The organism is Euzebya rosea, assembly GCF_003073135.1.
In the GTDB taxonomy this organism is placed as follows: Bacteria; Actinomycetota; Nitriliruptoria; order Euzebyales; family Euzebyaceae; genus Euzebya; species Euzebya rosea.
Genome location: NZ_PGDQ01000005.1, coordinates 1 through 24,053, shown reverse-complemented (window position 1 = coordinate 24,053; position 24,053 = coordinate 1). Strand labels below are relative to the sequence as shown.

Here is a 24,053-nt window from a genome sequence, read left to right as displayed (position 1 = left end):
CTCGTGCAGCCCCCGTGTCGGCAGGACCGCGGGCAGCGGACGCGCGGCGAGAAAAAGAAAGACGGCCACATCGCCTGAGGGGGTAGCGACGTGGCCGTCTGATCACCACAGTAACGAACGCATCCACTGTTCGCCGAGCAACTTTCACCATCCGTTCAGCGATTTCGGGCGCGCTCCGGAGCACAGGTGGACGGTCGGACAGGGCCGTACCCGGTGCTGCGCGGCCGTGCCTGCGGTCGCGTCAGCCGGTGGCGCCGCGGAGGACGTCCTCGAGGGGTTCGGGGAGGGGAGCCGGATGGACCTCCACACCCAGCCGCTGCAGCAGCGCGCCGGCCTCGGGCAGCGACACCCGACAGCCGCGATGCCTGACGTCGGTGAGGTCGAAGTCGTAGCCGACGGCGCCGGTCAGGTCCGCGTCCACCAGGGTCGCGCCGTCGAAGCGCGCATCGGTGAGGTCGGTGAAACGCAGGTCGGCGCCGGTCAGGTCGCAGCTGCCGAAGTCGACCTCCCGTGCCCGGCAGGCGTGGACGACGAGGTCGGTGAGCGCCACGCCGTGGAAGGTGGCGTAGTCGAGGGTGCAGTCGGCGAAGCGGAGGCCCGGTCCGATGCGGAACGCCGACCATTCCAGACCGGTCCAGTCGACCCCGGCGAGGTTGGTGCGCAGGAAGGTCGTGTCGTCCATCCGCGTGCCGACGAACGATGCGCGACGCAGATGGCAGTCGACGAACCGGCACGACTCCAGCCGTGCACCCGCCAGCGACAGCCCCTCCGCCGTCACCCCCTCGATGGTGCAGCCGACCAGCTCGGCGCCGTGCAGGCCCTCCAGGTCGGTGAGATGCTCGTCCACGATCACGTCGGTCATCGCGCCACCGTAGGTCGAGGGTGTGTCATCGGCGGGTGTCCCCGTCCGGTGGGATCACCGCTCGAGCTCCTCCGCCAGGCGCGTCGCGACAATGGTGACCAGGGCCCGGTCGGCGTCGGGGGCCTCGGTGGCGGCGACGGGGAAGTAGCCGAAGCGCACGTCCTCGGCGACATCGACGTTCCACGACCCCGTCTCCGAGACCGCGGCGGCCAGTCCCAGCCCCTCCACGGGAGTCCCCAGCGGGTCGTCCCGACTGCTGGCGAAGAGGGACCGGGTGACGTCGTCCCGTGCCACCTCCACCTGCAGGACGATGGTGTGGATGGGGTCGGTGACGGTCCAGCCGCACGTCACGAAGGCCAGGGCGTCGTCCTGCTCGACGGTGGCCGTCGGTGGGGCCTGCGGGACCGCTCCCAGCGCGTCGAGGAAGTCCTCGTCGTCGAGCAGCCGCTCGCACAGGGTGGCGTCGAGCACGCGGACGGCGTCCGGACCCTCCCCCGACTCCGAGGCGTCGCCGGACGGGTCGATCGCCGTGACCCCGGGATCGACAGCGACGGTGTCGACGGGATCGACGTCGCCGTCCCCACCCGTGCAGCCCCAGGCGAACAACAGGAGGAGCGCCACCACCGCGGCACGTCCCGTGGCCTCCACGCGACCGTCCCCTCCCTGCGACACCCGGCCCGACATGATCGGCACACCCTTGCAGACCGCCACCTGGCCGACAAGGTGACCGCGGGGTCCGGGCGGTACGTTGCGGCCGTGACGCCACCGACGACACCCGATGCCGTGCTCCGCCAGTGCGAGGCCCTCCTCGACGCCGACAGCGAAGGGGGACAGGCCAGCGTCGCCGAGCGCATCCTCCGCGGGTACCGGGGGCTGGACGACGCCGGCCGACGTGCGGTGCTGGTGGGCCTCGGACGGCCCATGGATCCGGTGCCGGCCGCGGTCACCGCGGCGGCTGCGGCCTGGGACGAGCAGCAGACCACCGAACGGCTGCAGGCGTTGCTGCGGGCCACCAAGCCACCTCGACGCGAGCTGCTGCGCCGGCTGCACCTCGCACAGGGCGCCACGCGGGCGCTGGTGGACCTCCGCCGGGACCTGCTCGCCGCTGTCGACGACGAACCCGACCTGCAGCGCGTCGACCTGGACCTCCGCTTCCTGCTGCGCTCCTGGTTCACCCGGGAGTTCCTCGAGCTGCGACGCATCGACTGGACCACCCCGGCCTTCGTGCTGGAGCGGATCGCCACCAACGAGGCGGTGCACGAGGTCTCCGACTGGCTGGACCTGCGTGCCCGGGTGAGGCCATCGGACCGACGCTGCTACGGCTTCTTCCACCCGGCGATGCCCGACGAACCGCTGATCTTCGTGATGGTCGCCCTGACCGACACGCTGCCGACCACCATCGCGTCGGTCCTCGAGACGCACCGCGAGGCCCTGGCGGAACCGGACGCGACGATGGCGGTCTTCTACTCCATCTCCAACTGCCAGCCGGGCCTGCGGGGTGTGTCGCTCGGCAACTTCCTCATCAAGCAGGTGGCCGCGACGATCGCCGCGGACCTGCCGCAGGTCCGGACGTTCTGCACGCTGTCCCCCATCACCGGCCTCGCCCGATGGGCCGACGGACCGGCCCCCGACCCCGCTGCCCAGGCCGCGAGGTATCTGGTCGAGGCCCGACGCGACGACGGGCAGCCCCTGGACCCGGTCGCTCGCTTCCACCTGGGCAACGGCGCCGTCCTCGACCGCATCCTGCCCGACGCCGACCCCTCCCCCCGCGGGATGGACCGGGCGTTCGGCACCATGTGCAGCTACCGCTACGACCTGGACCGGGTGGCCGCCAACCACGACGCCTACGCCACCGACGGCACGATCGTGACCGGCCCGGCGGTGGATGCCCTGCTGCGCTGACGGCACTTCCCCGACGTACCCGACAGCCGACCACGGCAGCCGGATACCTGGTCCGAGAACGACGAAACCCGCCGGTTCACGGCGGGTCGTTCGTGGAGCTGAGGGGAATCGAACCCCTGACCTCTACTCTGCCAGAGTAGCGCTCTACCAATTGAGCTACAGCCCCGTTGCGGGTTCGGCAGTGTAGCAGCACATCTGCCGATTCACCCAAACCGGGTTCCCGATCCTCAGCCGTCGGCGGCTGCCACGGCCGGATCGGTGAACGGCACGCGTGGCGCGTCGCTCCACAGCCGCTCGAGGTCGTACACGTCACGCTGCGCCGCCGTGAAGGCGTGCACCACGAAGTCGCCGAAGTCGAGCACGACCCAGCCGGACTCCTTCTGCCCCTCACGACCGATCGGCTTGCGGCCGTGGTGCTCGCGGAGCTGGTGCTCCACCTCGTCCACGGCGCTGCCGAGCTGGCGGTCGTTGGTGGTGGAGAAGACCAGGAAGTAGTCGGTGATCCCGACGAGGGGACCGACGTGCATGATCGCCACGTCCTTGGCCAGCTTCTCGCAGGCGGCCTCGGCAGCGGTCAGGACCTGGTCGCGGATGCGGTCCAGGTCGGCGTCACCGGTGGTGGGGATGGATTCGGTGGAGGTCGGCAAGTCGGCTTTTCGTGTCGGGTCGAGTGTCCGTGTCAACGGGCAACGACACGACTCAGAGGCCGCTTGGTACCCGGTCGTCGCCACCCGTGAAGTCTGCTCCGACGACGATGGTCAGGTCGACGACGCTCTGGGGCTGGCGACTCACCAGAATCGTACCGACGCCCATGGCTGCCCGCACCTGCTCGGCCGCCGCGACCATCGCGGCGGTCTCGTCGTAGATCACGATCTGGGTGACGTCGTGGTCGAAGTCCGGGGCGTTGTCGCTGAGCACGATGCGGAAGCCCAGCCCCTCCAGCGCCGCGTCGACCTGCTGGCCGACCCCCGGCACGCCGACGCCGTTGAGCACCTGGATGGGGACGGCCTCGGCACCGCCTCCCTCGGGGATGGCGCCCGGGAGCTGCTGGAGGATCAGGTCGTCCACGTCGCCGCTGCGCATCTGGTAGCTGGTGGCCAGCTGATCGTCGGCGGTGCCGAGCGGGGTGACGGGCAGCAGGTGGAAGGTCAGCCGGCCGTCGGCCATCGCGTTGCCGAGCCCGCCGAGCAGGGTCGAGACCGCCGCGGGCTCCAGGTCGGTGTCGAAGCCCCCGAGGTCGTCGGCCAGCACCTCCTCGCGGACGCCGTCGTCGGCGAGCAGGGGCAGGACCGCCTCCAGGACCGCCTGCTGGCGGCTGTAGGTGTCCAGCTCGGTCTCGCCGCGCTGCTGGAAGGACCACAGCTGGGCGAGGCGGGGGCCGGGAAGGTGCTGCTCGCCGGTCTCGAACGCAAGGACCCCGGTGCCGTCGTCGGATCGTTCGACGAGCTGGGCCTCGACGTCGACGGTGGCGCCGCCCATCCGGTCAAGCATGCGGCCGAGCTGCCGGTCGTCGATGGCCAGGCCGCCGGCCAGCTCGATGCCGAGGGCGTTCTCGACGGTGGCGACGGTCAGGTCGGTGCCGCCGTACTGCTGGGCGAGGCCGAGGCGGTCCAGCCCGACGCCGGGGATCTCCACCAGCAGGTCGGAGGGGAGGAAGATCACCGATGCCCCGGCGTCGGCGTCGTTGGCCAGCAACGAGAGGCCGACGGCACGAGTGCCGGTGCTGTCGCCGCCCGGCGTCCACGGACTGGTGCGCACCAGCAGCGCGGCGCTGCCGTCGACGACCGCGGCGACCGGGCTCGGCCCGTCCTCAGCGGCGGGAGGGTCGTCGGTGGGGTCGCGGTCGAGGACGACGGAGCCGATGACGACCAGCGCAACGCCGACGCCGATCGCGGCGATGACCGACGCGAGGCGCTGCAGCCGCTTGGCGCGACGGGCGGCGCGCTGGGCCCGACGCCGGCCGGCCTGGCGGCGCGAACGGCGTCCGCCCGCCCGGCGCTGTCGCGGGGCGGGTTCGTCGGTCGGCTGCTCGGTGTCGGTGTCGGTCACGGGTGGTTCCAGGGTCTCCATCTCAACCCCTCACCTCGGCGGCCGCAAGGCCGCGTCCCGTGGTGCCGTAGAGGCCGTGCTTGCGCGCGAACTCCTCGACCTCCCTCGGGATGAGGTAACGAACCGGCCGTCCGGCGGCGAAGCGGGCACGGACGTCGGAGGAGGAGATGGCCAGCGCCGGGACGTCCAGCAGCATGACGCGCTCGGTCAGGTCGTGGTCGCGGAGGGCGGAAAGGTCGTAGCCGGGCCGGGTGGCGGCGACGAAGGTGGCCAGCCGCATGGCCTCCTCGGCGTCCTTCCAGGTGAGGATGTTGAGGATGGCGTCGGCGCCGGTGATGAAGAACAGCTCGGTGTCCTCCAGCCGGTCGCGCAGGTCGCGGAGGGTGTCGACGGTGTAGGTGCTGCCCTGCCGGTCGACCTCCAGCCGGCTGACGGAGAAGTGGGGGTTGGCTGCGGTCGCCAGCACGGTCATCAGGTAGCGGTGCTCGGCGGAGGTGACGTCGTGGTCCTTCTGCCACGGGGCACCCGCCGGGATGAAGACCACCTCGTCGAGGCCGACGTCCACGCGCGCCTGATCGGCGGTGACGAGGTGCCCCAGGTGGATGGGGTCGAACGTCCCGCCCATGATCCCGAGGCGTCGTGGCCGGTGCGCTGCCATGACCACCGAGTCTAACTACACGGCGGTGACTTCAACATCACCCCCACCAGCCACACTGGCCACACCCGTCACGGGCCACGCGAGTCGGCTGCGTCCACCACCCCACGCGTGTCGGGTAGTCACGACGGGCGGCCCGGTATCCGACGAGGTCAGGGGGTGGAGCGGTGCTGCGGGTGGCCGGAGGTGATGCGGCGCGCCTTCATCTCGGCCTCGTGGATGTGACGGACCCCGCCGGCCAGGTGGTCCATGGCACCTCGGTGGGCGGCGCGGACAGCCGACCAGTAGCCGTCGTCGTACTCCTCCACGACCTGGAAGGACCAGCGACCGTCGAGGACGTTGCGACCCACGATCTCGCGCTCGAGCTCGTCGGCGACCTCGTCGTGGCCGGCCTCCCGCAGCTGCTCGACGGCCTCGCCGATCTTCAGGTCGGCGGTCCCGCAGAGCTGGTGGAAGCTGTAGAGGTGACCTCGGGCACGTTCGACGGTCTCGACGGCCTCGCCGAGGGTGCCGAGGGCCCGCACGGTTGCGTCGTCGACGCCGTCGGGGCGGCGGTCCAGGTCGTGGTCGGTGCTCATGGTCCGGGTGGTTCCCAGTTGCCCCGTGGATCACGCATCGAACCGAGCCGATGACCGATCGGTGACGTCGGACCCTCCAGCACTTCACGAGCAGGAACGACCGGCGTAGCGTGACGGGCACATCGAGGTGAGGGGTCCGCAGTGCTCAAGCCACGCTTCGCGATCAACGTGTACACCATCGGCGGCCTGGTCTTCCTGGTCGTCGGAGCCGGCTTGGTCGTCATGTCACAGGCCGTGCCGCTCTCGTCGTTCGTCACGTTGCCCATGGGTGGGGGTTTCGGGCTGATCGGCGTGATCTGGACGGTGCTGGCCGGGCGGCGGGGCAGCCTGCGGGAACCGCGTGGGCTGGCGCAGTCCGGCCAGCGCACGACGGCTCGACTGGCCGCGGTCCAGGCCACCGGGTCGGTCAGCCGGACGAGCGAGTACGGCCCGATCGCCAGCCAGGTCTTCCGCTTGGACCTGGAGCTCGTGCACCCCGCCCGGGGGCCGGTGACGGTGCGTGTGTTCCGCAGCCTGCGGGGCCCGCAGGTCCTGTCCGCCGTGCAGGGGACGGAGGTGCCCGTGGCCGTCGACCCCGCCAACCCACGCCGCATCGCGATCCTGTGGGACCAGGTCGCCCTCGCGCCGCGCGACCAGGCCATCGCGCAGCAGGTCATGCACGCGCTCGGCCACCAGTTCCCGGCCGGGCCGGGCTTCGGCGTCTGACCGCCCCTCCCCCGCCGGGTGATCAGGCGATCGACTCGATGAACGACGCCAGCTGGTTGAGGTTGCGGCACTCCACCATCCGGTCGCACACCAGCGCGTAGTCCGACGCGACGGAGTCACCGGAGTCCCACTGCACGGCGGGTTCGGGGTTCAGCCAGAACAGCCGCTTGGAGTGCTCCTTCATCTCCTTCAGCGCCCAGGTGTTGGCGGCGCGGTAGTTGTTGCGGGCGTCACCCAGCACGATGACCGTCGAGCGCGGCGTCAGCGCCGAGCGGAACCTGCGCGCGAACACCTCGAAGGCGTGCCCGTAGTCGGAGTGGCCGTCGAGCCACACCAGGTCCGCCTCGGTCTGCATCCGCGCCATCCCCCCGGAGAAGTCGCCGTCGGCGAACAGGTGGGTGACCTCGTCGCAGGTGTCGATGAAGGCGAAGGACCGCACCCGCGAGAACTGCCCCTGCAGCGCATGGGTGAACATCAGCGTGAACTTGGCGAACGCGGCCACCGATCCCGACACGTCGCAGATCAGCACCAGCTCGGGCCGATGGATCTTCTTGGCCCGATACGCCGGGTCGATCGGGACGCCCCCGCTGCCCAGCGCCCGACGCAACGTCTTGCGGATGTCGAGCTGCCCGTCGCGGGCACGCTTGCGCTTGACCGCCAGGCGAGTCGCGAGCTTGCGGGCCAGCGGACGGACGGCCTTGCGCATGTGCGCCTGCTCGTCAGCGGTGATGGAGAAGAAGTCGACGTCCTCGGGCAGCGGCCGGGCGGCGCGCTTGGCGATCGCCTCCGGCCCGCGCTGCTCGACCTGGCGGCGACGGATCTCGGCGTCGATCTCCTCGCGGAACCGACGCAGCCTGGCCTCGAACTCGTCGGCCATCAACCGCGAGACGAGGTCGTCCTCGTCCTCGATCCCCGCCTCGCCCATCAGCCGGCGCAGCAGCCCCTTGAGGTTGAAGTTGCGGTAGACGCGATAGGCGAAGTACGACTGCGACCCGTCGGCGTTCTCGACCCGGCCGTAGGACGCGACCGCCTCGCGCGCCATCGCCCGCAGCGCCGCATCATCACCCTGCGTCAGCTGGTCGATCAGGTCGGCGAGGAAGTCCTGGATGTCACGCGGGTCCCCCTCCCCCGGCGCGCTGCCCGCCGGCGCCTCGTCCTCGTCGGGCATGGCGTGGGTCCGCGGGAAGTAGATGTCGAACAGCGTGTCGAAGGCCATCCGGTGGCTGGCCGAGGACGTCAGCGTGGCCGCCAGCGACTCGCGGAACACGTCGCGGTCCATCAGGTCCACGACCCCGGCCGCACGCATCGCGTCCATGCCGTCGCTGATCGCCACCGGCACCCCGGCGTCGCGCATGGCGTGCTGGAAGTCCAGCAGCCGGGCCTGCAGGCCCTTCAGCTGGGGGTCGGGCGGGGTGATGGACGTCATCGGGGGCGCCGCCTAGTTCAGCGACGGGTCCGGCGGGACCGACAGGTGCTTGAGGCCCTTCTCGAGGTCCGCCTGGTACTTCAGGACCACGTTGAGGGTGGAGGCGGCGACGTCGGCGTCGATGGTGTCGAAGCCGAGCGCCAGCAGCGTGCGGGCCCAGTCGAGGGTCTCCGAGATCGACGGGGCCTTCTTCAGCTCGAGGTTGCGCAGGCTGCGGACGACCCGGACGAGCTGCTCGGCGAGCTGCTCGGGCACCTCGGGCACCTTCTGCATGACGATGGCCTTCTCCCGCTCGATCTCGGGGTAGTCCATGTGCAGGTACAGGCAGCGACGCTTCAGCGCCTCCGACAGCTCACGGGTGGAGTTGGACGTCAGCACCACGTAGGGCTGGTGGACCGCGGCGACCGTGCCGAGCTCGGGGATGGTGACCTGGAAGTCCGACAGGATCTCCAGCAGCAGCGCCTCGAACTCGAAGTCGACCTTGTCGACCTCGTCGATCAGCAGCACCGTCGGGGTGTCGACGCTGATGGCCTCCAGCAGCGGGCGGGTCAGCAGGTACTCGCGGCCGAAGATGTCGTCGTGGGTCTCGTCCCACGCGCGCCCCTCGCCCGCCGCCTGGATACGCAGCAGCTGCTTGGAGTAGTTCCACTCGTACAGCGCCTTGGCCTCGTCGAGGCCCTCGTAGCACTGCAGGCGGATCAGCCGGGCGTCCTTGGCAGCCGCGACGGCCTTGGCCAGCTCGGTCTTGCCGACGCCGGCGGGCCCCTCGACCAGGACGGGCTTGCCCAGCCGGTCGGCGAGGTAGGTCACCGTCGCGATGGAGGTGGAGGGCAGGTAGCCCACCGCCTCGAGGCGAGCTTCGGTGTCGGGCAGGCCGGCGAACTCGGTTCCCACGCTGGAGCGTCCCTTCGGCCGCGGGGTGTCGTCCACCCGCGGCGGTGTCGGTGTGCAGTCGATGACTCCGGTCAGTTTAGGTGCCCCCGTCGGCATCGCCCATTCGGCGTCGGTCCCCGGCCGGGGCCGCGCGGGCGGCCGTCCTACAGTGGGCGGCCATGAGCGACTTCTCCGATGCCCTGCAGGCAAGGCTGTCCAACAACGAGGAGCTGGCCGCGCAGCGCCAGCAGGCCGAGGCCGAGATGGAACGGCTGCGACAGGAGGCCGAGCAGGCCGAGCGCGACCAGGACGAGGCCCGCAACGCCCGTCATGCCGAGCTCGCCGCCCACCTCAAGTCCGTGGCCGACCAGCTGAAGGCCAGCAAGCCGGACTCCTTCATCGTGCGCACGGGCTGGACGGAGTCCGGGGAGGAGTTCATCGTCAAGCTGTCCACCCGACAGATGTCGCCCAAGCGGGTGCTGTTCGTCGAGGTCGACCGCGACGACGACGAGGTCGTGGCGCGCTGGACCTCCGACCTCGGCATGGCCGTGGAGATCTGGCGCCTGCTCGAGGTCACCCCGGCGATGCTGACCGAGATGGTCCTGCAGGTCGCCGACGACGCTGCCTGGCGTGGCGAGCGCCCGCCGGCGTTCCCGCAGGGCTGACCGCCCGACCACCTCGGGACCACGACAACGACACGGGCCGATCCCCTGGGGGGACCGGCCCGTTGCGGTTGTGCCGTGCCGACTGGTCAGCTGCCCGAGACGGCCGTCTCGGGTGCGGGCGGCTGGGTCCACCACTCCTCGTTGCTGCCGCTGGCGGCGGCACCAGCACCACCAGCGGGCGGCACGGGGTCGCCCTCGCGGCGTCGGCGCGAGCGGTCGTACAGCACCAGCATCGCCGGCAGCACGACGGTCGAGGCGATCAGCGCGAAGCCGATCGAGTAGACGGTCACCAGGCCGAACTGCTGGAACGGGACCAGCGACGACGTCACCAGGATGCCGAAGCCGGCGATGGTGGTCAGGGCCGAGCCGGCCAGCGCGCCGCCGGTGTGGCTGACGGTGGACCGGATCGCCTCCTCGGCGGTGGCGAAGCGTTCCCGGTCCTCGCTGAACCGGTGCGACACGTGGATGGTGTAGGGCACGCCGATGCCGACGGCCAGGGCGGCGATCGTGGCGGTGACCGGACCGACCGGGACACCCGTGGCGGCCATCATGCCGAAGGTCCACAGGACCACCAGCGCCACCGGGGCGATGGTCACGACACCGAGCATCGGACGACGCTCGGTGACCCAGAAGTTCAGGACCAGCAGCACCATGGCGGCGAAGACGGCGATGAACAGCGAGCGGAGCTGGCTGTCGCGCAGGCTGGTCACGATCCGGCTGGAGATGATCCCGTCGGAGGTGACGACGACGCTGTCCTCGCCGAGCTCGGCCTCGACCGGCGCGAACACGGCGTCGAGGTTCTCGCCCAGTGCGACGGCACGGTCCTCACCGGCGGCGGTGGAGACGGTGACGCGGACCACGTCGTCCTCCGCGGCGATGACCTGGCCGGCCACGTCGGGGGCGGCCTGCAGCAGCAGGTCGTAGAGCGCCTCGACGTCGGTGCCGGCCGGGACGGTCAGGCCACCCGGCTCGAGCATGCCGGCGACCTGCTGCGCGAGCGCCGGGTCGACCGGCGTGGCCAGCCCCGCGCCGGGCGGCACCTGATCCGCCGGCTGGAGGGTGGCCAGCACCTGGCCGAGGACGGTCACCGGCGAGGTGGCCTGGGCGTTCTCGCCGAAGACCTGCACGTCCTCGACGCTCGCCAGCTCCTGCTGGGCCGCCACGAGGGCGTTGTGGGCTTCGGCGGTCATGGTGCCGTCGATGACGACCGTGGTGGTCTCGCCCGCGCCCCCGCCGAACTCCTCGGTCAGGGTGTCGAAGGTGACGATCAGCGGGTCGTCCTCGGGCAGGAAGTCGGTGAAGGAGAACTCCGTGGAGACGTTCATCAGGCCGATGACGCCCAGCACGCCACCGATGCCGGCGGTCACGACGAGGGTGGGGATCGCCAGCCGCTCGGCGAAGACCGACACGCCGGCCATCATGCGAGGCAGCAGGCCCTCGCTGTTGGACGACATGGTCTGGCGGGGCAGGGTGCCCTTCGCCTCGGCGCGACGGTCCAGCAGCAGGCGCAGCGACGGGAAGACCGTCAGCATCAGGACGAACGCGGCGACGATGCCGACCGCGGCGAGCACGCCGAAGTCCGCAAGCGCCGGCACGGGGGCGGTCAGGTTGGTCAGGAACCCGACGGCGGTGGTGACGGTCGCCAGGACCAGGGCCACACCGACAGTCTTCGTGGCCGTGCCGATCGCATCGGGCACCGTCCCCTCGGCAACCTCGGAGCGGTAGCGCGACGTCATGTGGATGCCGTAGTCGACGCCGAGGCCGACCAGCAGGACCGGCAGCAGCTGGGCGGGTTCGGCCAGCGCGTCGATCCAGCCGAGGCCCTGGGGGCCGAGGATGCCGGCGAAACCCTGCACCCAGACGATCGCCATCATGATCACGGCGATGGTCGCGGCGACGTCGGCGACGGTACGGCGAGCCGAGCTGAACCAGCTGCCGTCCGCCTGCGGCTTGGAGAAGTACACGAACCCGAGGATCAGCAGGATTATGCCGATGGCCATGCTGAACAGCCGGCCGATCTCCTCGGCGAAGCTGTCCTGGTTGGCGAACAGCAGCTCGAAGGCGAACGGCTCGAGCGTGACGCCGTCGACGTCGACCCCCTCGATGGTGGCGGCGATGTCCTGGACGACCTCGGCAGCCTCGATGTCGTCGGCCGGCAGCGCCTCGCTGTCGAGGAAGAGGATGGCGAGGGCGAGCGGCGACTCGGCCTGCTCGACCGGGGTTGCCGCGTCGATGCCTGCGGAGGCCGGCAGCAGACCGGTGACGAAGCCGGCCTGCTCCGTCGGCATCTGCGCCAGCGACGCGGCGAACAGCTGGTCGACGGTGGCGTCGTCCAGCGTGGTCGGGTCGATGCCCTGCGCGCCAGCGGCCTGGAGGACACCCAGCAGCGGGGAGATCAACGGCGGCTGGTCCGGACGCTGGACCAGGTACTGCCCGGACTCGCTGCCCTGCACCGCCTGCTGGATGGTCAGGGTCGCCTGCACTCCCGCGGCCGACAGCACGTCTCCACCCTCGTCGGCGCGCAGCAGGACCTGCAGGACGACGTCACCGGAGGAGCCGAAGACCTCCTGCACGCGCTGCTGGGCCAGCAGCTCGGGGTTGTCGGGGCTGAAGCCCTCGTTGCCGCCCCCCTGCTCGATCCTGGGGAAGCCGACGGCGCCGATGGCGGCGGTCAGCACGAGGGCAACGACGAGCACTGCGGCGGGGGCACGCCTGACGGCGTTGGACAGGGCGATGACGAGAGCGTTCACAGGCGGAGACCTTTCTGGAGGTCGGTCCGGACGCGAGCACAGGGGTCGCAGGAGGAGATGGCGCCGGAACCGGGGGCACACACCCGATCGTGACGGGTGCGACGGAGAGAGCGTACACCGTACGCGCAGGAATGTGTACGGTGTACGCATGTCCACGTCGACGCAGCCCGCCCTCCCCCTCACCAAGGACCTGATCGTCGATGCCGCTCTCGCCGTGGTGGAGCAGGAGACGATGGAGGCCCTGTCCATGCGCCGCGTCGCACGGGAGCTGGGCCGCGCTCCCATGTCGCTGTACCGGCACGTGGGCGACATCGACGAGCTGACCGAGCTGGTGATGGAGCGCCTGATCGCCGGGGTCGACCCGGTCGACCACGGCCCCGACTGGCGTCGGACGCTGCGCGAGGCGGCGGTCCAGGTCCGCCGGGTCTTCGTCCGCTATCCCGGCATCATCGAGGTCGCCATGGCCTCGGGCATCCGGACCGAGACGATGCTGCGTGTCCTCGACACCATCATGGGGGCCTTCCTGACGGCGGGGCTGACACCCGAGCAGGCCGTCCAGGCCCATCGGGTGGTGTTCTCCACCATCCTCGGCGACACCCTCATGCAGCGGTCCGCCGACGAGATCCTCGGCTCGACGCCCGAGGCCCAGTACGCCTTCATGGACCAGCTGACGTCGGCAGCCGACGATCGCTTCCCCAACATCCTGGCGGTCGCTGGGGTGTGGCCGGACGTGGACGGCGACCGGGCCTTCGCGTTCGCGATCGACCGTGTGCTGGACGGGATCGCCGCCCTCGCCGCCGAGGAGTGACCGGACCGCCGCCATCGCCCCCCGTGCTGTGGCAGCATGAAGGCGCGTGAGCCGAACCTTCGACCCGCTGCGCTTCGACGACACAGCGCTGTCCGCGGAACCGGTCGCCGTGGCCACCCGCCCCGCCTCACGGGTCGCCGCGGAGCTTCTGCACGACGTCGACGACCTGACGGAGTCCGTCGTGCGGACCATCCAGACGCGCTTGGGGTCCTACACCGGCCAGTCGGTCCCCCGTGACGACCTGTGGTGGTCGGTCAGGGCGACGACCGGCATGCTCGTCCGGGTGCTGGCGGAGGACCGCGACCTGACGCAGCAGGAGATCCAGACGCGGCGGGCCCTCGGGGAACGACGGGCGATGCAGGCGCTCCCCGTCGACCAGCTCGTCGAGGCGATGCAGGTCGCCTTCGGGGAGGTCTGGTCCGCCCTCAGCGACCGCGCGACGGGACAGGGCCACGAGACCGTCACCGACCTGCTCAGCCTGTCGCGTCACTTCTGGACGATGATGCACACCGTGTCCTCGGTGGTCACCGACGCCCACTACGCCATGGCCCGCGAGCAGGTCGCGAGGACCCGCCGACGGTCCGCCGGGTTCGTCGACATCCTGGCCGGCCTGCCCGCGACGGAGTCGGCGGCACGCCGGGAGGCTGCCGCCCTCGGACTCGATCCGGACGCCACCTTCGTGGCGGCCGTGCGGCCCCCGCAGGAGGGCGACGACCCGCTGCGCTCGTGCCGCGACGGCGTGGTGATGGTGGAGCGGCCCGACACCGTGGTGCTGCTCACCGTGGCCACCGACGACGGGGCGTTCCCGCTGGCCCTGCCCGACGGACCGGTCGGGGTCGGGATGGCCCGTCCGGGGTTGGCGGGCGCCAGGGAAACGGTCCGGGACGCCGAGCTCGCCCACGCCGCTGCCTCGGCGCTGGGACGGCCTCGGCTGGCCTACGCCGAGGACTGGTTCGCCTGCGTCGCCAGCGGTGAGCTGGCACGCGTCGAGCCGCTGGTCCGCGACGCCGTGGCCGCGTTGCGAGCCGACCCGCAGATGGCCCGCACCGTCGACGCCTACATCCGGGCCGACGCCAAGCTCGTCGCCGCGGGCGAGGCGATCGACGTGCACGCCAACACCGTCGCCTACCGGCTGGACCGCTTCGTCGAACGGGCCGGACTGGACCCGCGGACCAGCGACGGGCTCATGCGCTGCCGGCTGGCGCTGCTGATCGCCGAGGCGTCGCCCGTGGAGTGAGCGTGGTCAGGGACGCGGGTCGGGCGCGGGGGTCGGGCCCGCGGGTCGGGCGCGGGTCAGGGCCGGCGGCCGGCCAGGACCCAGCCGGCCAGCAGCACGTCCACGCCGAGCAGCATGGTGGCGACGGTGATGAGGGGGCCACGGTCCTGCTCGTCGACGGCCAGGCCGGGCTGGGGGTCGCGGGGGGTGGCGGGCGTTGCCGAGGGGGTCGTGGGCACCGCCGTCGGGACGGTCACGACCTCGACGGGCTCGAGCGCAACGGCCGTGGGCGGCGGGGTGGTCGCGATGGGGGCGGCCTGGGTGATGTCGGGCGGCGGCTCGGTGACCTGGGCGGGGGCCGGCGGGGGTTCGGTGACCTCCTGCACGGGCCCGACGGCCTCCTGCCCGCCGCTCGGCGCCGGTGTGGGCGTCGTTGTCGTGGCGGGCGGCGGCGCCGGGGTCGGCGTGGCGACGGCCGGCGGTGTGGTCGGCGGGGCCGGCTCGACACCCTGCACGGCGGCGGCGAGGTCGACCCGACCGAGCCCCACCGGCTGCTGCTGGTCGTCCTCCAGCGGCACGGCCGTCTCGACGAGGCGGGTGGTGGCGTCCTCCGCCGACACCCCGGCGCCCATCAGCATCGCGGCGCCGGCGGCGACGATCGGTGTGGCGAACGACGTGCCGTCGGACCGTGCGTAGCGGCCGTCGCTCCAGGTCGACAGGATCGCCACGCCGGGGGCGAACAACGTGCGGTCGTCGTGGTTGGACTCCTCCCAGACGACGTCGTCGTTGTCGGTGGCCCCGACGACGACCACGGGGACGTCCTCGTCGTAGGGGGTGGAGGAGCGGCCGTCGTTGCCCGCGGCGGCAACCACGAGGATCCCCGCCTCGTTGGCCTCCTCGATCGCAAGGAGCACCTCGCGGTCCTGCACCAGCGAGACACCCGGCAGGCCCGGAGGACGGCTGATGCCCTCGTCCTCGCCCTCGCCGTCGTCGGACTGGACCTCCGCGAGGGACAGGTTGATGACCTGCACCTCCTGCTCGACGGCATGGCGGATACCGGCAGCGACGACGTCGGAGGTGCCGCGTCCCTCGGCATCGAGCACGCGGATCGGCATCACCATGGCCTGGGGTGCGACGCCGGCCACGCCGCGGCCGTTGCCGGCGACGGCAGCGATCACGCCGGCGACGATGGTCCCGTGCCCCTGGGGGTCGTCGGGTGGGGTGTCGGGTTCGACCAGGTCGATGCCCTCGACCAGCCGTCCGGCGAGGTCGGGGTGGTCCAGGTCGACCCCGGTGTCGAGGACCGCGACGACGGCGCCCTCCCCGCGGCGCACGTCCCACGCGTCGAACGCCCCGACGACGGTCAGGTGGGGCTGCTGGGAGACGAGCGGGTCGTTCGGCGGGGCCGCCGCGACCAGCAGCAGCGCCGCCAGCACCGCGACCGCGGTGAGGGCTCGGGGGCTGCGGTGACCACGATCCATCGTGGAGTCCAGCGTCGCAGGTTCGCGACCCGTTCGCCGCGTTCCCTCCCCCGCTCGGGTCACGCGGTGACGACCATCGCGTCGCGGTGCACGATCGGCGCGGTGAACGCCTCGCCCTGTTCCTCGGTGAGCTGTTCGGTCGAGCGGCCGCGCATCGCGGTGACCTCCGCCGCGTCGTAGCCGACGATGCCGCGGGCCACGGGATGCCCGTCGGGCCCGACCACGTCGATGGCGTCACCCCGTACGAACGTGCCGTCGACGGCGGTGACGCCGATCGCCAGCAGCGACGAGCCGCGCTGGGCGAGGGCCCGCACCGCGCCGGCGTCGACGTGCAGCCGGCCGGCGGGTTGGTGCGCGAACGCCAGCCACAGGCGACGGGAGTCCGGGCGCTTGCGAGCCGGCGGGAACCACGTGCCGACCTGCTCGCCGCGGGCCACCTCGAGGACCACGTCGGGACGGCGACCTCGGGCGATCACGCAGGAGGCGCCGCTGAACGTGGCGACCCTGGCCGCGTCGAGCTTGCTGGCCATGCCGCCGGAGCCGACCGCCGACCCCGTCCCGCCGCGGTGGCGGTCATCGAGCGTGGACAGGTCGTGGACCTCGTCGATCACGGGTGCGCCCGCGCTGGGCTTGCCGTCGTGCAGCCCGTCGACGTCGGACAGCAGCATCAGCAGGTCCACGCCGAGCATGGAGGCAACGAGCGCGGCGAGGCGGTCGTTGTCGCCGAACCGCAGCTCCTCGGTGGCGACGGTGTCGTTCTCGTTGACGATCGGGAGCGCCCCCATGGCCAGCAGCTCGCTGAAGGTGGTGCGGGCGTTGAGGTAGCGGTCACGGGTGACGAGGTCGTCGGGGACGAGGAGGACCTGGCCGGCGACCAGCCCGTGGCGGCGAAGCGCGGCCGCGTAGGCGTGCACCAGCTCGCCCTGCCCGACGCTCGCGGCGGCCTGGAGCCGACCGAGGTCGGTGGGCCGGTCGGTCAGGCCCAGCGGACGCAGGCCGGCGGCCACGGCTCCGGAGGAGACCAGCACGACCTCGACACCGTCGGCGCGCAGGGCGGCCAGCTGGGTGCACAGGTCGTCCACCCAGCGCCGGTCCAGGCCGCCGTCCTCGGCGGTGAGGGTGGAGGACCCCACCTTCACCACGACCCGGCGGGCGGGGTCGTAGCGCCGGTCAGCCATCGCCCTCGTCGTCCTTGTCGTCGGGTTCGTCGTCGGGTTCGTCGTCGAGGTCGATCTCGTCGAGGTCGATCTCGACCGGGGTCTCGTCGACATCCCACTCCTGGCCGCGGTCGTTGCCCTCCCAGTCGTCCCAGTCCTCGTCGTCGCCGGCCCAGTCCTCGGGCTGGAACACGAAGACCGCACCGCCGAGCTCGACGTCGTCACCCGGGTGGGCGCCGGCCTCGGCCAGCGCGGTCTCCAGGCCGGCACGCTTGAGCCGACCCTGGAGGTAGTCCACCGCGTCCTCGTTGCCGAGGTCGAGCTGGGCAACCCAGCGTTCGAGCCGGTCGGAGTGGACGCGCCAGCCGTACTCGTCGCCGCCGAGGGCGACCCGTTCGATGGTGAAGTCCTTCTCGTTGCGGACCTGGCGGGGACGCAGGACGGGCCGCTCGACGGGATCGGGATGCTCGGGATCGGCACGTTCGGCTCGCGCCTGGCGGACCAGGTCGGCAAGGCGGTAGCGCAGCGGGTCCAGGCCCTGCCCGGTCACCGGGCTGCCGGCCAGGACCTCCCACCCCTCCTTCTCCAGCTCGGGCTTGACCAGCTCGGCCATGTCGGGGTCGACGTCGACCTTGTTGAGCCACACGATCGCCGGGCGGTCCAGCAGCTCGGGCATGTAGGAGCGAAGCTCCTCGAGGACCTGGTGCAGGTCGTCGATGGGGTTGCGCTGCTCGTAGCGACGTGCCGGGATGTCGTCGGTGCCGGGACGGACGACCTCGGCGGAGTACCCGGAGGCGCAGTCCAGCACGTGGACCAGCGCACCGGCACGCTCGACGTGGCGGAGGAACTCGTGGCCGAGGCCCTTGCCGTCGGCGGCACCCTCGATGAGGCCGGGGACGTCGGCGATGACGAAGGACTCGTCGTTGACGGTGACCACGCCCAGGTTGGGCTGGAGCGTCGTGAAGGGGTAGTCGGCGATCTTGGGCTTGGCGGCCGACAGACGGGAGATGAGGGAGGACTTGCCGCCGTTGGGGAAGCCGACGAGCGCGACGTCGGCGATCAGCTTCAGCTCGAGCTGGACCCACAGCTCGTCGCCCTCGGCGCCGAACTCGTGGAACCGGGGGGCGCGCCGCTGGCGGGTGCGGAAGGCCGCGTTGCCCCGACCGCCGCGTCCGCCCCGGGCGAGCAGCAGCCGCTGGCCGTCGTGGACCATGTCGCCGATGAGCTCGCCGGTCTCGGCGTCGGTGACGACGGTGCCGACGGGGACCGCCAGCTCCTCGTCGTCGCCCCGGGCACCGTGGCGCAGGTCGCCGGAGCCGTTGACGCCGTTGCCCGCCTTGCGGTGCGGCCGGAAGTGGAAGTCGATGAGGGTCGACAGGCCTTCGTCGGCGACCAGCACGACGTCGCCCCCGTCGCCCCCGTCGCCGCCTTCCGGCGGACCCTTGGGCTCGTAGGGCTGGCGTCGGAAGGAGGTGACACCGTCACCACCCTTGCCGCCGCGAACGTTGATCTTGACGAGGTCGGTGAACATGGCAGGGCCGAGCGTAGCCGGGGTGACGGTGTGCACCCTCGGCCGGCACGGTATCGATCGCCCCCGCCGGACCCGCAAGGACTTCCGGTCCCGCGTGTCGAACACCCATGGCATGCGTCGATCGACCGTCCTGCTGACCTGCCTCGTCCTCCTCCTCTCGGTGCTGCCCGCCGCCGCGCAGTCCGGGTCAGGTGGGTCGGCGCCCCTGGTGTTCGCCCCACGGGGCCTGTCGGCCGACCGGTACGACGAGGTCACCACTCCCGAGGTCGTCGAGGTCGAGGCGCATGACGGGATCGTCCTGCACACCCGCGTGTACCGACCCGACACGGGCGGCGTGCCGACTCCGGTCATCCTGGTGCACTCGCCGTACTACAACGGCCTGCTGCTGGGCGACGACTCCCGCTCGCTGGACCTGGTCGAGTTCTTCACGCCCAAGGGGTACACGGTCGTGCTGTCGGACTTGCGCGGGACCGGCAACTCCGGCGGCTGCGGCGAGCAGGACGGCCCCAACCAGGCCAAGGACTTCGCGACCCTCGTGGAGCACTTCGCCGACCAGCCGTGGTCGTCGGGGAAGGTCGGGTCCTACGGCAAGTCCTACGACGCAGAGACCCAGCACGCCGGCGCCGTGCTGGATCCGCGCGGCCTGGAGACCATGGTCAGCGTGGCCGGCATCGCCGGGCTGTACGACGTCGCCTACTTCGACGGGGTGCCGCTGGCCCTCAACGGGCTGCTGTCGGCGACCGCCTACGAGCTGTACGACCTGGACGTGCCCGGTGACGTGGGGGCGATGCCGCGGCGGTTCGAGCGGCACACCTGCCAGCCGGAGAACTTCCTCAACGGTGCGGACCCCGGCGGCGACATGACGGAGTACTGGGCCGAGCGGGAGTTCCGCGCCGGCGTGCAGGACATCACCGCCTCGATGCTGATGGTCACCGGCCTGCAGGACTTCACCGTCTCGCCGATCAACCTCGACGGCTGGTTCGACGAGATCCCGACGTTCCGCCGGGCGATCATCGGCCAGTGGGCGCACAAGTACCCCTACGACGCCCCCGACACGATCGCCCGCGACGACTGGTACGACACGATCCACGCCTGGTTCGACCACGAGCTGATGGGGCTGGACACCGGCATCACCGAGTGGCCCGAGGTCCAGGTCCAGGACCAGGACAACGCGTGGCGAGCGGTGGACTCCGTCCGCGGCATGGGCTCCGAGGCGGTCCTCCCGCTGGGCGAGGGGAGCGCGACCTTCGTCGAGGACGGGGACTGGAGCATCGACCTGCCGGCCCCGGCGCGTCACCTCTCCGGTCAGGCCCACCTCGACGCGGTGATCGGCCTGGACCGGCCCGACGGCCACTTCGCCGTCCGGCTCGACGAGGTCCGCAGCAACGGGCAGACCCGCCAGCTCGTCCGCGGCTACCTCTCGGCGGTCCACCGCGAGTCCCTGCTTGCCCAGGTCCCCGTCACCCCCGGCCACCCCACCCCCTACCGGATCCGCACGTATCCATTCGACGCGACGCTCGACGAGGGTTCGACGCTGCGCCTGACCGTGTCGGGGTCCGACAGCGCGACGCTGCCGGCCGGGACGGGCTACACCGCCACGATCGACCTGTCCCGGTCGGTCCTGCGCGTGCCAGTCGCCGACGACCGCTGCGGCCTGGCCGTGGCCACCCGGGAGCAGGCAGGGGCGACCGCGCCCTGCCCCGACGGCGTTCCCACGTCGACGCCCTGGACCGACGTGCCCCGGTCGTTCGGGCACGAGACGACGGCGCGGATCATCGGGTCGACCACCACGACCATCGGTGGGGTCGACGCCGTCCGCGAGTGGGGCTACCTGACGATGCGCGACGGTGTGGAGCTGGCGTTCGAGCTGGTGCGGCCCGACGACGACCGGCCCCACCCGACGTTGTTCACCTACGACGGGTACGCCGCCGGCGCCGACCCCGACAGCGGGTACGCCGAGCGGTACCTGCCCGACGGCTACGCCCTGCTGGGCGTCAACCTGCGGGGCACGTCCTGCTCGGGCGGCACGTTCGACTTCTTCCAGCCGGCCGAGGCCCACGACGGCTACGAGGTCGTGGAGTGGGCGGCCGCACAGCCGTGGTCCAGCGGCCGGGTCGGCATGATCGGCAAGTCCTACCCGGGGATCACCCAGCTGTTCGTGGCCGAGACACGGCCGCCGCACCTCTCGGCGATCTCGCCCGGCCACTACTACGCCGACGTCTACCGCGACATCGCCAACCCCGGCGGAATCCCCAACTACGCCTTCGCGGCGCTGTGGTCCTTCATCTCCCAGCCCGGCCCGGGTGTGCTGGCCGCACCGGGTGAGGTGTTCGCGGGCGACGCCACGTGTGCGGCGAACCTGCGCCACCACGCGACGAACGCTCCGACGAACCCGCTGCTGCAGGCCGAGACCCACCCCTACGACGTGCTGCTGCACGCCGAGCGGTCGCCGCTGACCCACGCCGACCGGATCGACGTGCCCGTCTACCAGGCGCTGTCGTGGCAGGACGAGCAGCTGATGAGCCGCAACACCCACTTCCTGGCCACGCTGGACGAGCTGGGTGTCCCCTACCGTGCGGTCCTGTCCAACGGTGACCACGGGACCTACCGCGAGGGGCCGCAGATGGCGCAGCTCGACCGGTTCCTCGAGGCCCACCTGGTCGCTCCCGAGGTCCTGGCCGACGGGACGCCGCTGGCGGACTACCTGGCCGAACCGGCCGTGAGCGTCTTCTGGGAGCAGGGCGAGACGACCGACCCGCGCTGGGTCACCGAGCTCGACGGCTGGGGCGACCAGGCCGACGCCGTCGTGACCGGCCTGTCCGCCGACGGCACCCTCGGCGGGACGATGGTCGAGGGCACGTCGAGCTGGCTGCACAACGCCGCAGGGTCACAGGGCGTCGCCGACGGCACCACGCTCGGAGCCAGCTACCAGACGGTGACCACGTGGGATCGCTGGTCCCCTCCCCCGGGCACGTTCGCGGCCTTCACCTCTCAGCCGTACACCGATGACGTTGCGCTGCTGGGGTCGGCGTCGGCGGACCTGTGGATCACGGCCACCGCCCCCAACGTCGACCTGCAGGTCACCCTGACGGAGGTGCGCGCCGACGGCACCGAGGTGTTCGTCAACCAGGGGTGGCTGCGGGCGTCGCAGCGGCAGCTGGACCGCGCCCGGACGACGGCGCTGCTGCCGGTCCACACCCACCGAGAGGCCGACGTCGCCCCGTTGTCGGTCAGCGAGCCATCGCTGGTCCGCGTCGAGGTGCTGCCGTTCGGGCACGTGATCCGCGAGGGGTCGCGCCTGCGCATGTGGGTCGAGGCGCCGACCGCCGTGCCGCAGCTGGAGGGGTTCCAGCTGGACCCGACCCCGGCGCGGGTGACCGTCCACCACGGCGAGGACACCCCGTCGGCGCTGGTCCTGCCCGTCGCCGTCGCCGCGCCGGTGCCGGCTGCGGTGGCCGGGCAGGCCGGCCAGCCGGCGTGCGGGGTCTCGCAGCGCAACCACTGCCGGACCGACCCCCTGGCCTGACACCCGGTCGGGGGGCTGGCGGGGCAGGATGGTCGCCATGCCCGATCTGCACCTCGTGCCCGACATGCCGTCCAGTCCCGTGCCAGTCGCGGTGCTGCCCGAGGGGTTGCGCCCCCACCTCGTCGACGCGGTCGTCGCCGGTGGCGGGGAGGTGGTGTCGCCCGATCGGGCCCGCATGTTGGTGTGGACCGACCCCAACGACGCGGCGGGCGTCAGCGACGTCCTGACGGCCAACCCCGACATCGAGGTCGTGCAGCTGCTGTGGGCAGGCGTGGAGGCCTTCGCCGCGCTCGGGCTGTTCGACGACGGACGGAAGTGGTTGTGCGGCAAGGGGGTGTACGCCGATCCCGTCGCCGAGCACGCGCTGATGCTGTCCCTGGCGGGGCTGCGTGGCCTGCCCGGTCGGGTCACGGCCCGTGGATGGGGGCCGCAGTGGGGCACCTCGTTGATCGGCCGTCGGGTGACGGTGCTGGGAGGCGGGGGCATCACCGAGTCGTTCCTGCGGTTGCTCGGGCCGTTCGAGCCGGACATCACCGTGGTCCGTCGGTCGGGCGAGCCGCTGGAGGGGGCCAGCCGGGTGGTGACCCCTGACGGGACGCTCGATGCGCTGGACGGGGCCGACCTGGTGGTCCTGGCGCTTGCGTTGACGGAGGAGACGGCGGGGGTCATCGACGCCGGGGCGTTGGCGGCCATGCCGGACCACGCCTGGCTGGTCAACGTTGCTCGCGGGCAGCACGTCGTCACCGATGACCTGGTTGTCGCCCTGCGCGACGGCGTGATCGCCGGAGCCGCCCTGGACGTCACCGACCCCGAGCCCCTGCCCGACGGCCACCCGCTGTGGGGGATGGACAACGCGATCATCACCCCGCACACGGCCAACACCGAGGCGATGGCCGTGCCGCTGGTCAGCGCCCGCGTGACCGCCAACGTGCGACGCCTCGGGGATGACCGTCCCTTGATCGGCCCCGTGGACCCGGCGCTCGGCTACTGACCTGCCCGGGCACCTCGACCCGGCGGACCGGCGGTTGGGGCTCCGGGCGGTCCTGTGCGTGAACACCTGCGTCGGTCGCACCTTGCAGCGACAAGTGCGTGGTGGCCCGGCAGCGATCGAGGTCAGCGCCCACGATCGGCACCTCCAGACGGCCTCGGCGTCGGAACCCTCGACCGATGTCGGCGATCGACGTCAGCGCCCCCGATCGACGGCTCCAGACGGCCGGCGTCGGCCCCGGGGCCTCGGCGTCGGAACCCTCGACCGGCGTCGGCGATCGACGTCAGCGCCCCCGATCGACGTCTCCAGACGGCCGGCGTCGGCCCCGGCGGACGGCGTGGGCGTCCACCAACGGCGGTGGCACCCAGGACCGCGTCGCCAGCCACCGTCGGCCACTCCACGATTGGTGGTGCCCGACGATCGTGGTGAAGGGAGCACCCGTGCACCGCTGGCCACAATCGTCGTCGGATACCAGGGTCGGCGAACGACGTCTTGCCCGCCCCACCGTGACGCGACGGCCGGCTCCTTCGACGCGGAGGTTGGGGACGCCTCTCACGTCCGGGATGCCTCCTCGAAGGTGCCGAGGCGCGGGTGGCGGCTGCCAGCCGCCCGGGGCCCTCAGAATCGTCGATGCTCGTCCGCCGTCCACAGGTGTCCGGATCGGGTCACATCGTCGCGTGTGCCGGGTTGTTGCCCACTTCAGACCGCCTTGGATGACAGTGTCCAACAGCAGCCACGAAGCGGAGACGATCACCACTGACGAACCGTCAGAAATGCTGGTTGAGCTGGGGAAACACCCGATCCGAGACCGTCGAGGCGGTATACTCGAACACACGATCGAGACAGGTGAGAGGTGGGGTTCGGGGTATGGGGTCAGGGGT

General features: G+C 71.8%; 19 protein-coding genes and 1 tRNA gene. 7 read left to right on the top strand and 13 right to left on the bottom strand.

Annotated elements, in window-relative coordinates; genetic code table 11:
• Positions 1-241: 241 nt before the first annotated feature.
• Positions 242-862 (bottom strand): pentapeptide repeat-containing protein, encoded by a 621-nt coding sequence (locus tag CUC05_RS07320; protein ID WP_108665451.1) that lies wholly within the window; start codon positions 860-862, stop codon positions 242-244.
• A 54-nt stretch (positions 863-916) separates the two neighbouring features.
• Positions 917-1,573 (bottom strand): hypothetical protein, encoded by a 657-nt coding sequence (locus CUC05_RS25100; RefSeq protein ID WP_170127941.1) that lies wholly within the window; start codon positions 1,571-1,573, stop codon positions 917-919.
• A gap of 45 nt (positions 1,574-1,618) precedes the next feature.
• Here CUC05_RS25100 and CUC05_RS07310 point away from each other — a divergent pair, with 45 nt between their 5' ends.
• Complete coding sequence (locus tag CUC05_RS07310) at positions 1,619-2,764, top strand: malonyl-CoA decarboxylase domain-containing protein (protein WP_205712190.1); 1,146 nt, start codon at positions 1,619-1,621, stop codon at positions 2,762-2,764.
• A gap of 93 nt (positions 2,765-2,857) precedes the next feature.
• Here the strand turns inward: CUC05_RS07310 and CUC05_RS07305 are convergent.
• From CUC05_RS07305 to CUC05_RS07285, 5 genes are all read right to left on the bottom strand, one after another.
• Positions 2,858-2,930 (bottom strand) — tRNA-Ala (locus CUC05_RS07305).
• A 61-nt stretch (positions 2,931-2,991) separates the two neighbouring features.
• Positions 2,992-3,411 (bottom strand): ribosome silencing factor, encoded by a 420-nt coding sequence (gene rsfS / locus CUC05_RS07300; RefSeq protein ID WP_205712189.1) that lies wholly within the window; start codon positions 3,409-3,411, stop codon positions 2,992-2,994.
• 52 nt (positions 3,412-3,463) lie between these two features.
• The gene (locus CUC05_RS07295; RefSeq protein WP_108665449.1) at positions 3,464-4,834 is read right to left on the bottom strand and encodes an LCP family protein; all 1,371 of its coding nucleotides are present in this window, start codon (positions 4,832-4,834) and stop codon (positions 3,464-3,466) included.
• Position 4,835: 1 nt separating this feature from the next.
• Positions 4,836-5,471, bottom strand: a complete 636-nt coding sequence (gene nadD / locus CUC05_RS07290; RefSeq protein WP_108665448.1) for a nicotinate-nucleotide adenylyltransferase — start codon at positions 5,469-5,471, stop codon at positions 4,836-4,838.
• A 149-nt stretch (positions 5,472-5,620) separates the two neighbouring features.
• On the bottom strand, positions 5,621-6,046 hold the full coding sequence (locus tag CUC05_RS07285; protein ID WP_108665447.1) for a hypothetical protein: 426 nt from the start codon (positions 6,044-6,046) through the stop codon (positions 5,621-5,623).
• A gap of 141 nt (positions 6,047-6,187) precedes the next feature.
• Between CUC05_RS07285 and CUC05_RS07280 the strand changes: the two genes are divergently transcribed.
• Positions 6,188-6,751 carry a hypothetical protein gene (locus tag CUC05_RS07280; RefSeq protein WP_108665446.1) on the top strand — a complete coding sequence of 188 codons (564 nt, stop codon included), beginning with the start codon at positions 6,188-6,190 and terminating at the stop codon, positions 6,749-6,751.
• Between the two features lie 22 nt (positions 6,752-6,773).
• On the opposite strand, the gene CUC05_RS07275 is transcribed toward CUC05_RS07280, so the two are convergent.
• A complete protein-coding gene (locus CUC05_RS07275; RefSeq protein ID WP_108665445.1) occupies positions 6,774-8,177 on the bottom strand; it encodes a vWA domain-containing protein in 1,404 nt (467 codons plus the stop codon).
• 12 nt (positions 8,178-8,189) lie between these two features.
• Positions 8,190-9,071, bottom strand: a complete 882-nt coding sequence (locus CUC05_RS07270; protein WP_205712188.1) for an AAA family ATPase — start codon at positions 9,069-9,071, stop codon at positions 8,190-8,192.
• Positions 9,072-9,229: 158 nt separating this feature from the next.
• On the opposite strand from CUC05_RS07270, the gene CUC05_RS07265 reads away from it, so the two are divergent.
• Positions 9,230-9,715, top strand: coding sequence for a hypothetical protein (locus CUC05_RS07265; RefSeq protein WP_108665443.1), 486 nt, complete (start codon positions 9,230-9,232; stop codon positions 9,713-9,715).
• 86 nt (positions 9,716-9,801) lie between these two features.
• Here CUC05_RS07265 and CUC05_RS07260 read toward each other — a convergent pair whose 3' ends face one another.
• Positions 9,802-12,465, bottom strand: a complete 2,664-nt coding sequence (locus CUC05_RS07260) for an efflux RND transporter permease subunit (protein WP_170127944.1) — start codon at positions 12,463-12,465, stop codon at positions 9,802-9,804.
• Between the two features lie 148 nt (positions 12,466-12,613).
• On the opposite strand from CUC05_RS07260, the gene CUC05_RS25095 reads away from it, so the two are divergent.
• Together CUC05_RS25095 and CUC05_RS07250 are read left to right on the top strand one after the other, a co-directional pair.
• Positions 12,614-13,273, top strand: coding sequence for a TetR/AcrR family transcriptional regulator (locus CUC05_RS25095; protein WP_170127943.1), 660 nt, complete (start codon positions 12,614-12,616; stop codon positions 13,271-13,273).
• A gap of 46 nt (positions 13,274-13,319) precedes the next feature.
• Positions 13,320-14,510: an RsbRD N-terminal domain-containing protein gene (locus tag CUC05_RS07250; RefSeq protein ID WP_108665440.1), complete on the top strand. Its 1,191-nt coding sequence runs from the start codon at positions 13,320-13,322 to the stop codon at positions 14,508-14,510.
• Positions 14,511-14,566: 56 nt separating this feature from the next.
• On the opposite strand, the gene CUC05_RS07245 is transcribed toward CUC05_RS07250, so the two are convergent.
• Genes CUC05_RS07245 through obgE form a run of 3 tightly spaced genes read right to left on the bottom strand, consistent with a single transcriptional unit; the run spans position 14,567 to position 18,658 of the window.
• Positions 14,567-15,970, bottom strand: coding sequence for a S8 family serine peptidase (locus CUC05_RS07245; protein ID WP_108665439.1), 1,404 nt, complete (start codon positions 15,968-15,970; stop codon positions 14,567-14,569).
• Positions 15,971-16,029: 59 nt separating this feature from the next.
• Positions 16,030-17,148 carry a glutamate 5-kinase gene (proB, locus tag CUC05_RS07240; protein ID WP_108665438.1) on the bottom strand — a complete coding sequence of 373 codons (1,119 nt, stop codon included), beginning with the start codon at positions 17,146-17,148 and terminating at the stop codon, positions 16,030-16,032.
• Positions 17,141-18,658 (bottom strand): GTPase ObgE, encoded by a 1,518-nt coding sequence (obgE, locus tag CUC05_RS07235; RefSeq protein WP_157965316.1) that lies wholly within the window; start codon positions 18,656-18,658, stop codon positions 17,141-17,143. Before obgE ends, proB begins: the two co-directional genes overlap by 8 nt.
• Positions 18,659-18,752: 94 nt before the next feature.
• Between obgE and CUC05_RS07230 the strand changes: the two genes are divergently transcribed.
• Together CUC05_RS07230 and CUC05_RS07225 are read left to right on the top strand one after the other, a co-directional pair.
• Positions 18,753-22,184, top strand: coding sequence for a CocE/NonD family hydrolase (locus tag CUC05_RS07230; protein WP_170127942.1), 3,432 nt, complete (start codon positions 18,753-18,755; stop codon positions 22,182-22,184).
• A 37-nt stretch (positions 22,185-22,221) separates the two neighbouring features.
• Positions 22,222-23,175, top strand: coding sequence for a D-isomer specific 2-hydroxyacid dehydrogenase family protein (locus CUC05_RS07225; RefSeq protein WP_205712187.1), 954 nt, complete (start codon positions 22,222-22,224; stop codon positions 23,173-23,175).
• The last annotated feature ends 878 nt before the right edge of the window (positions 23,176-24,053 follow it).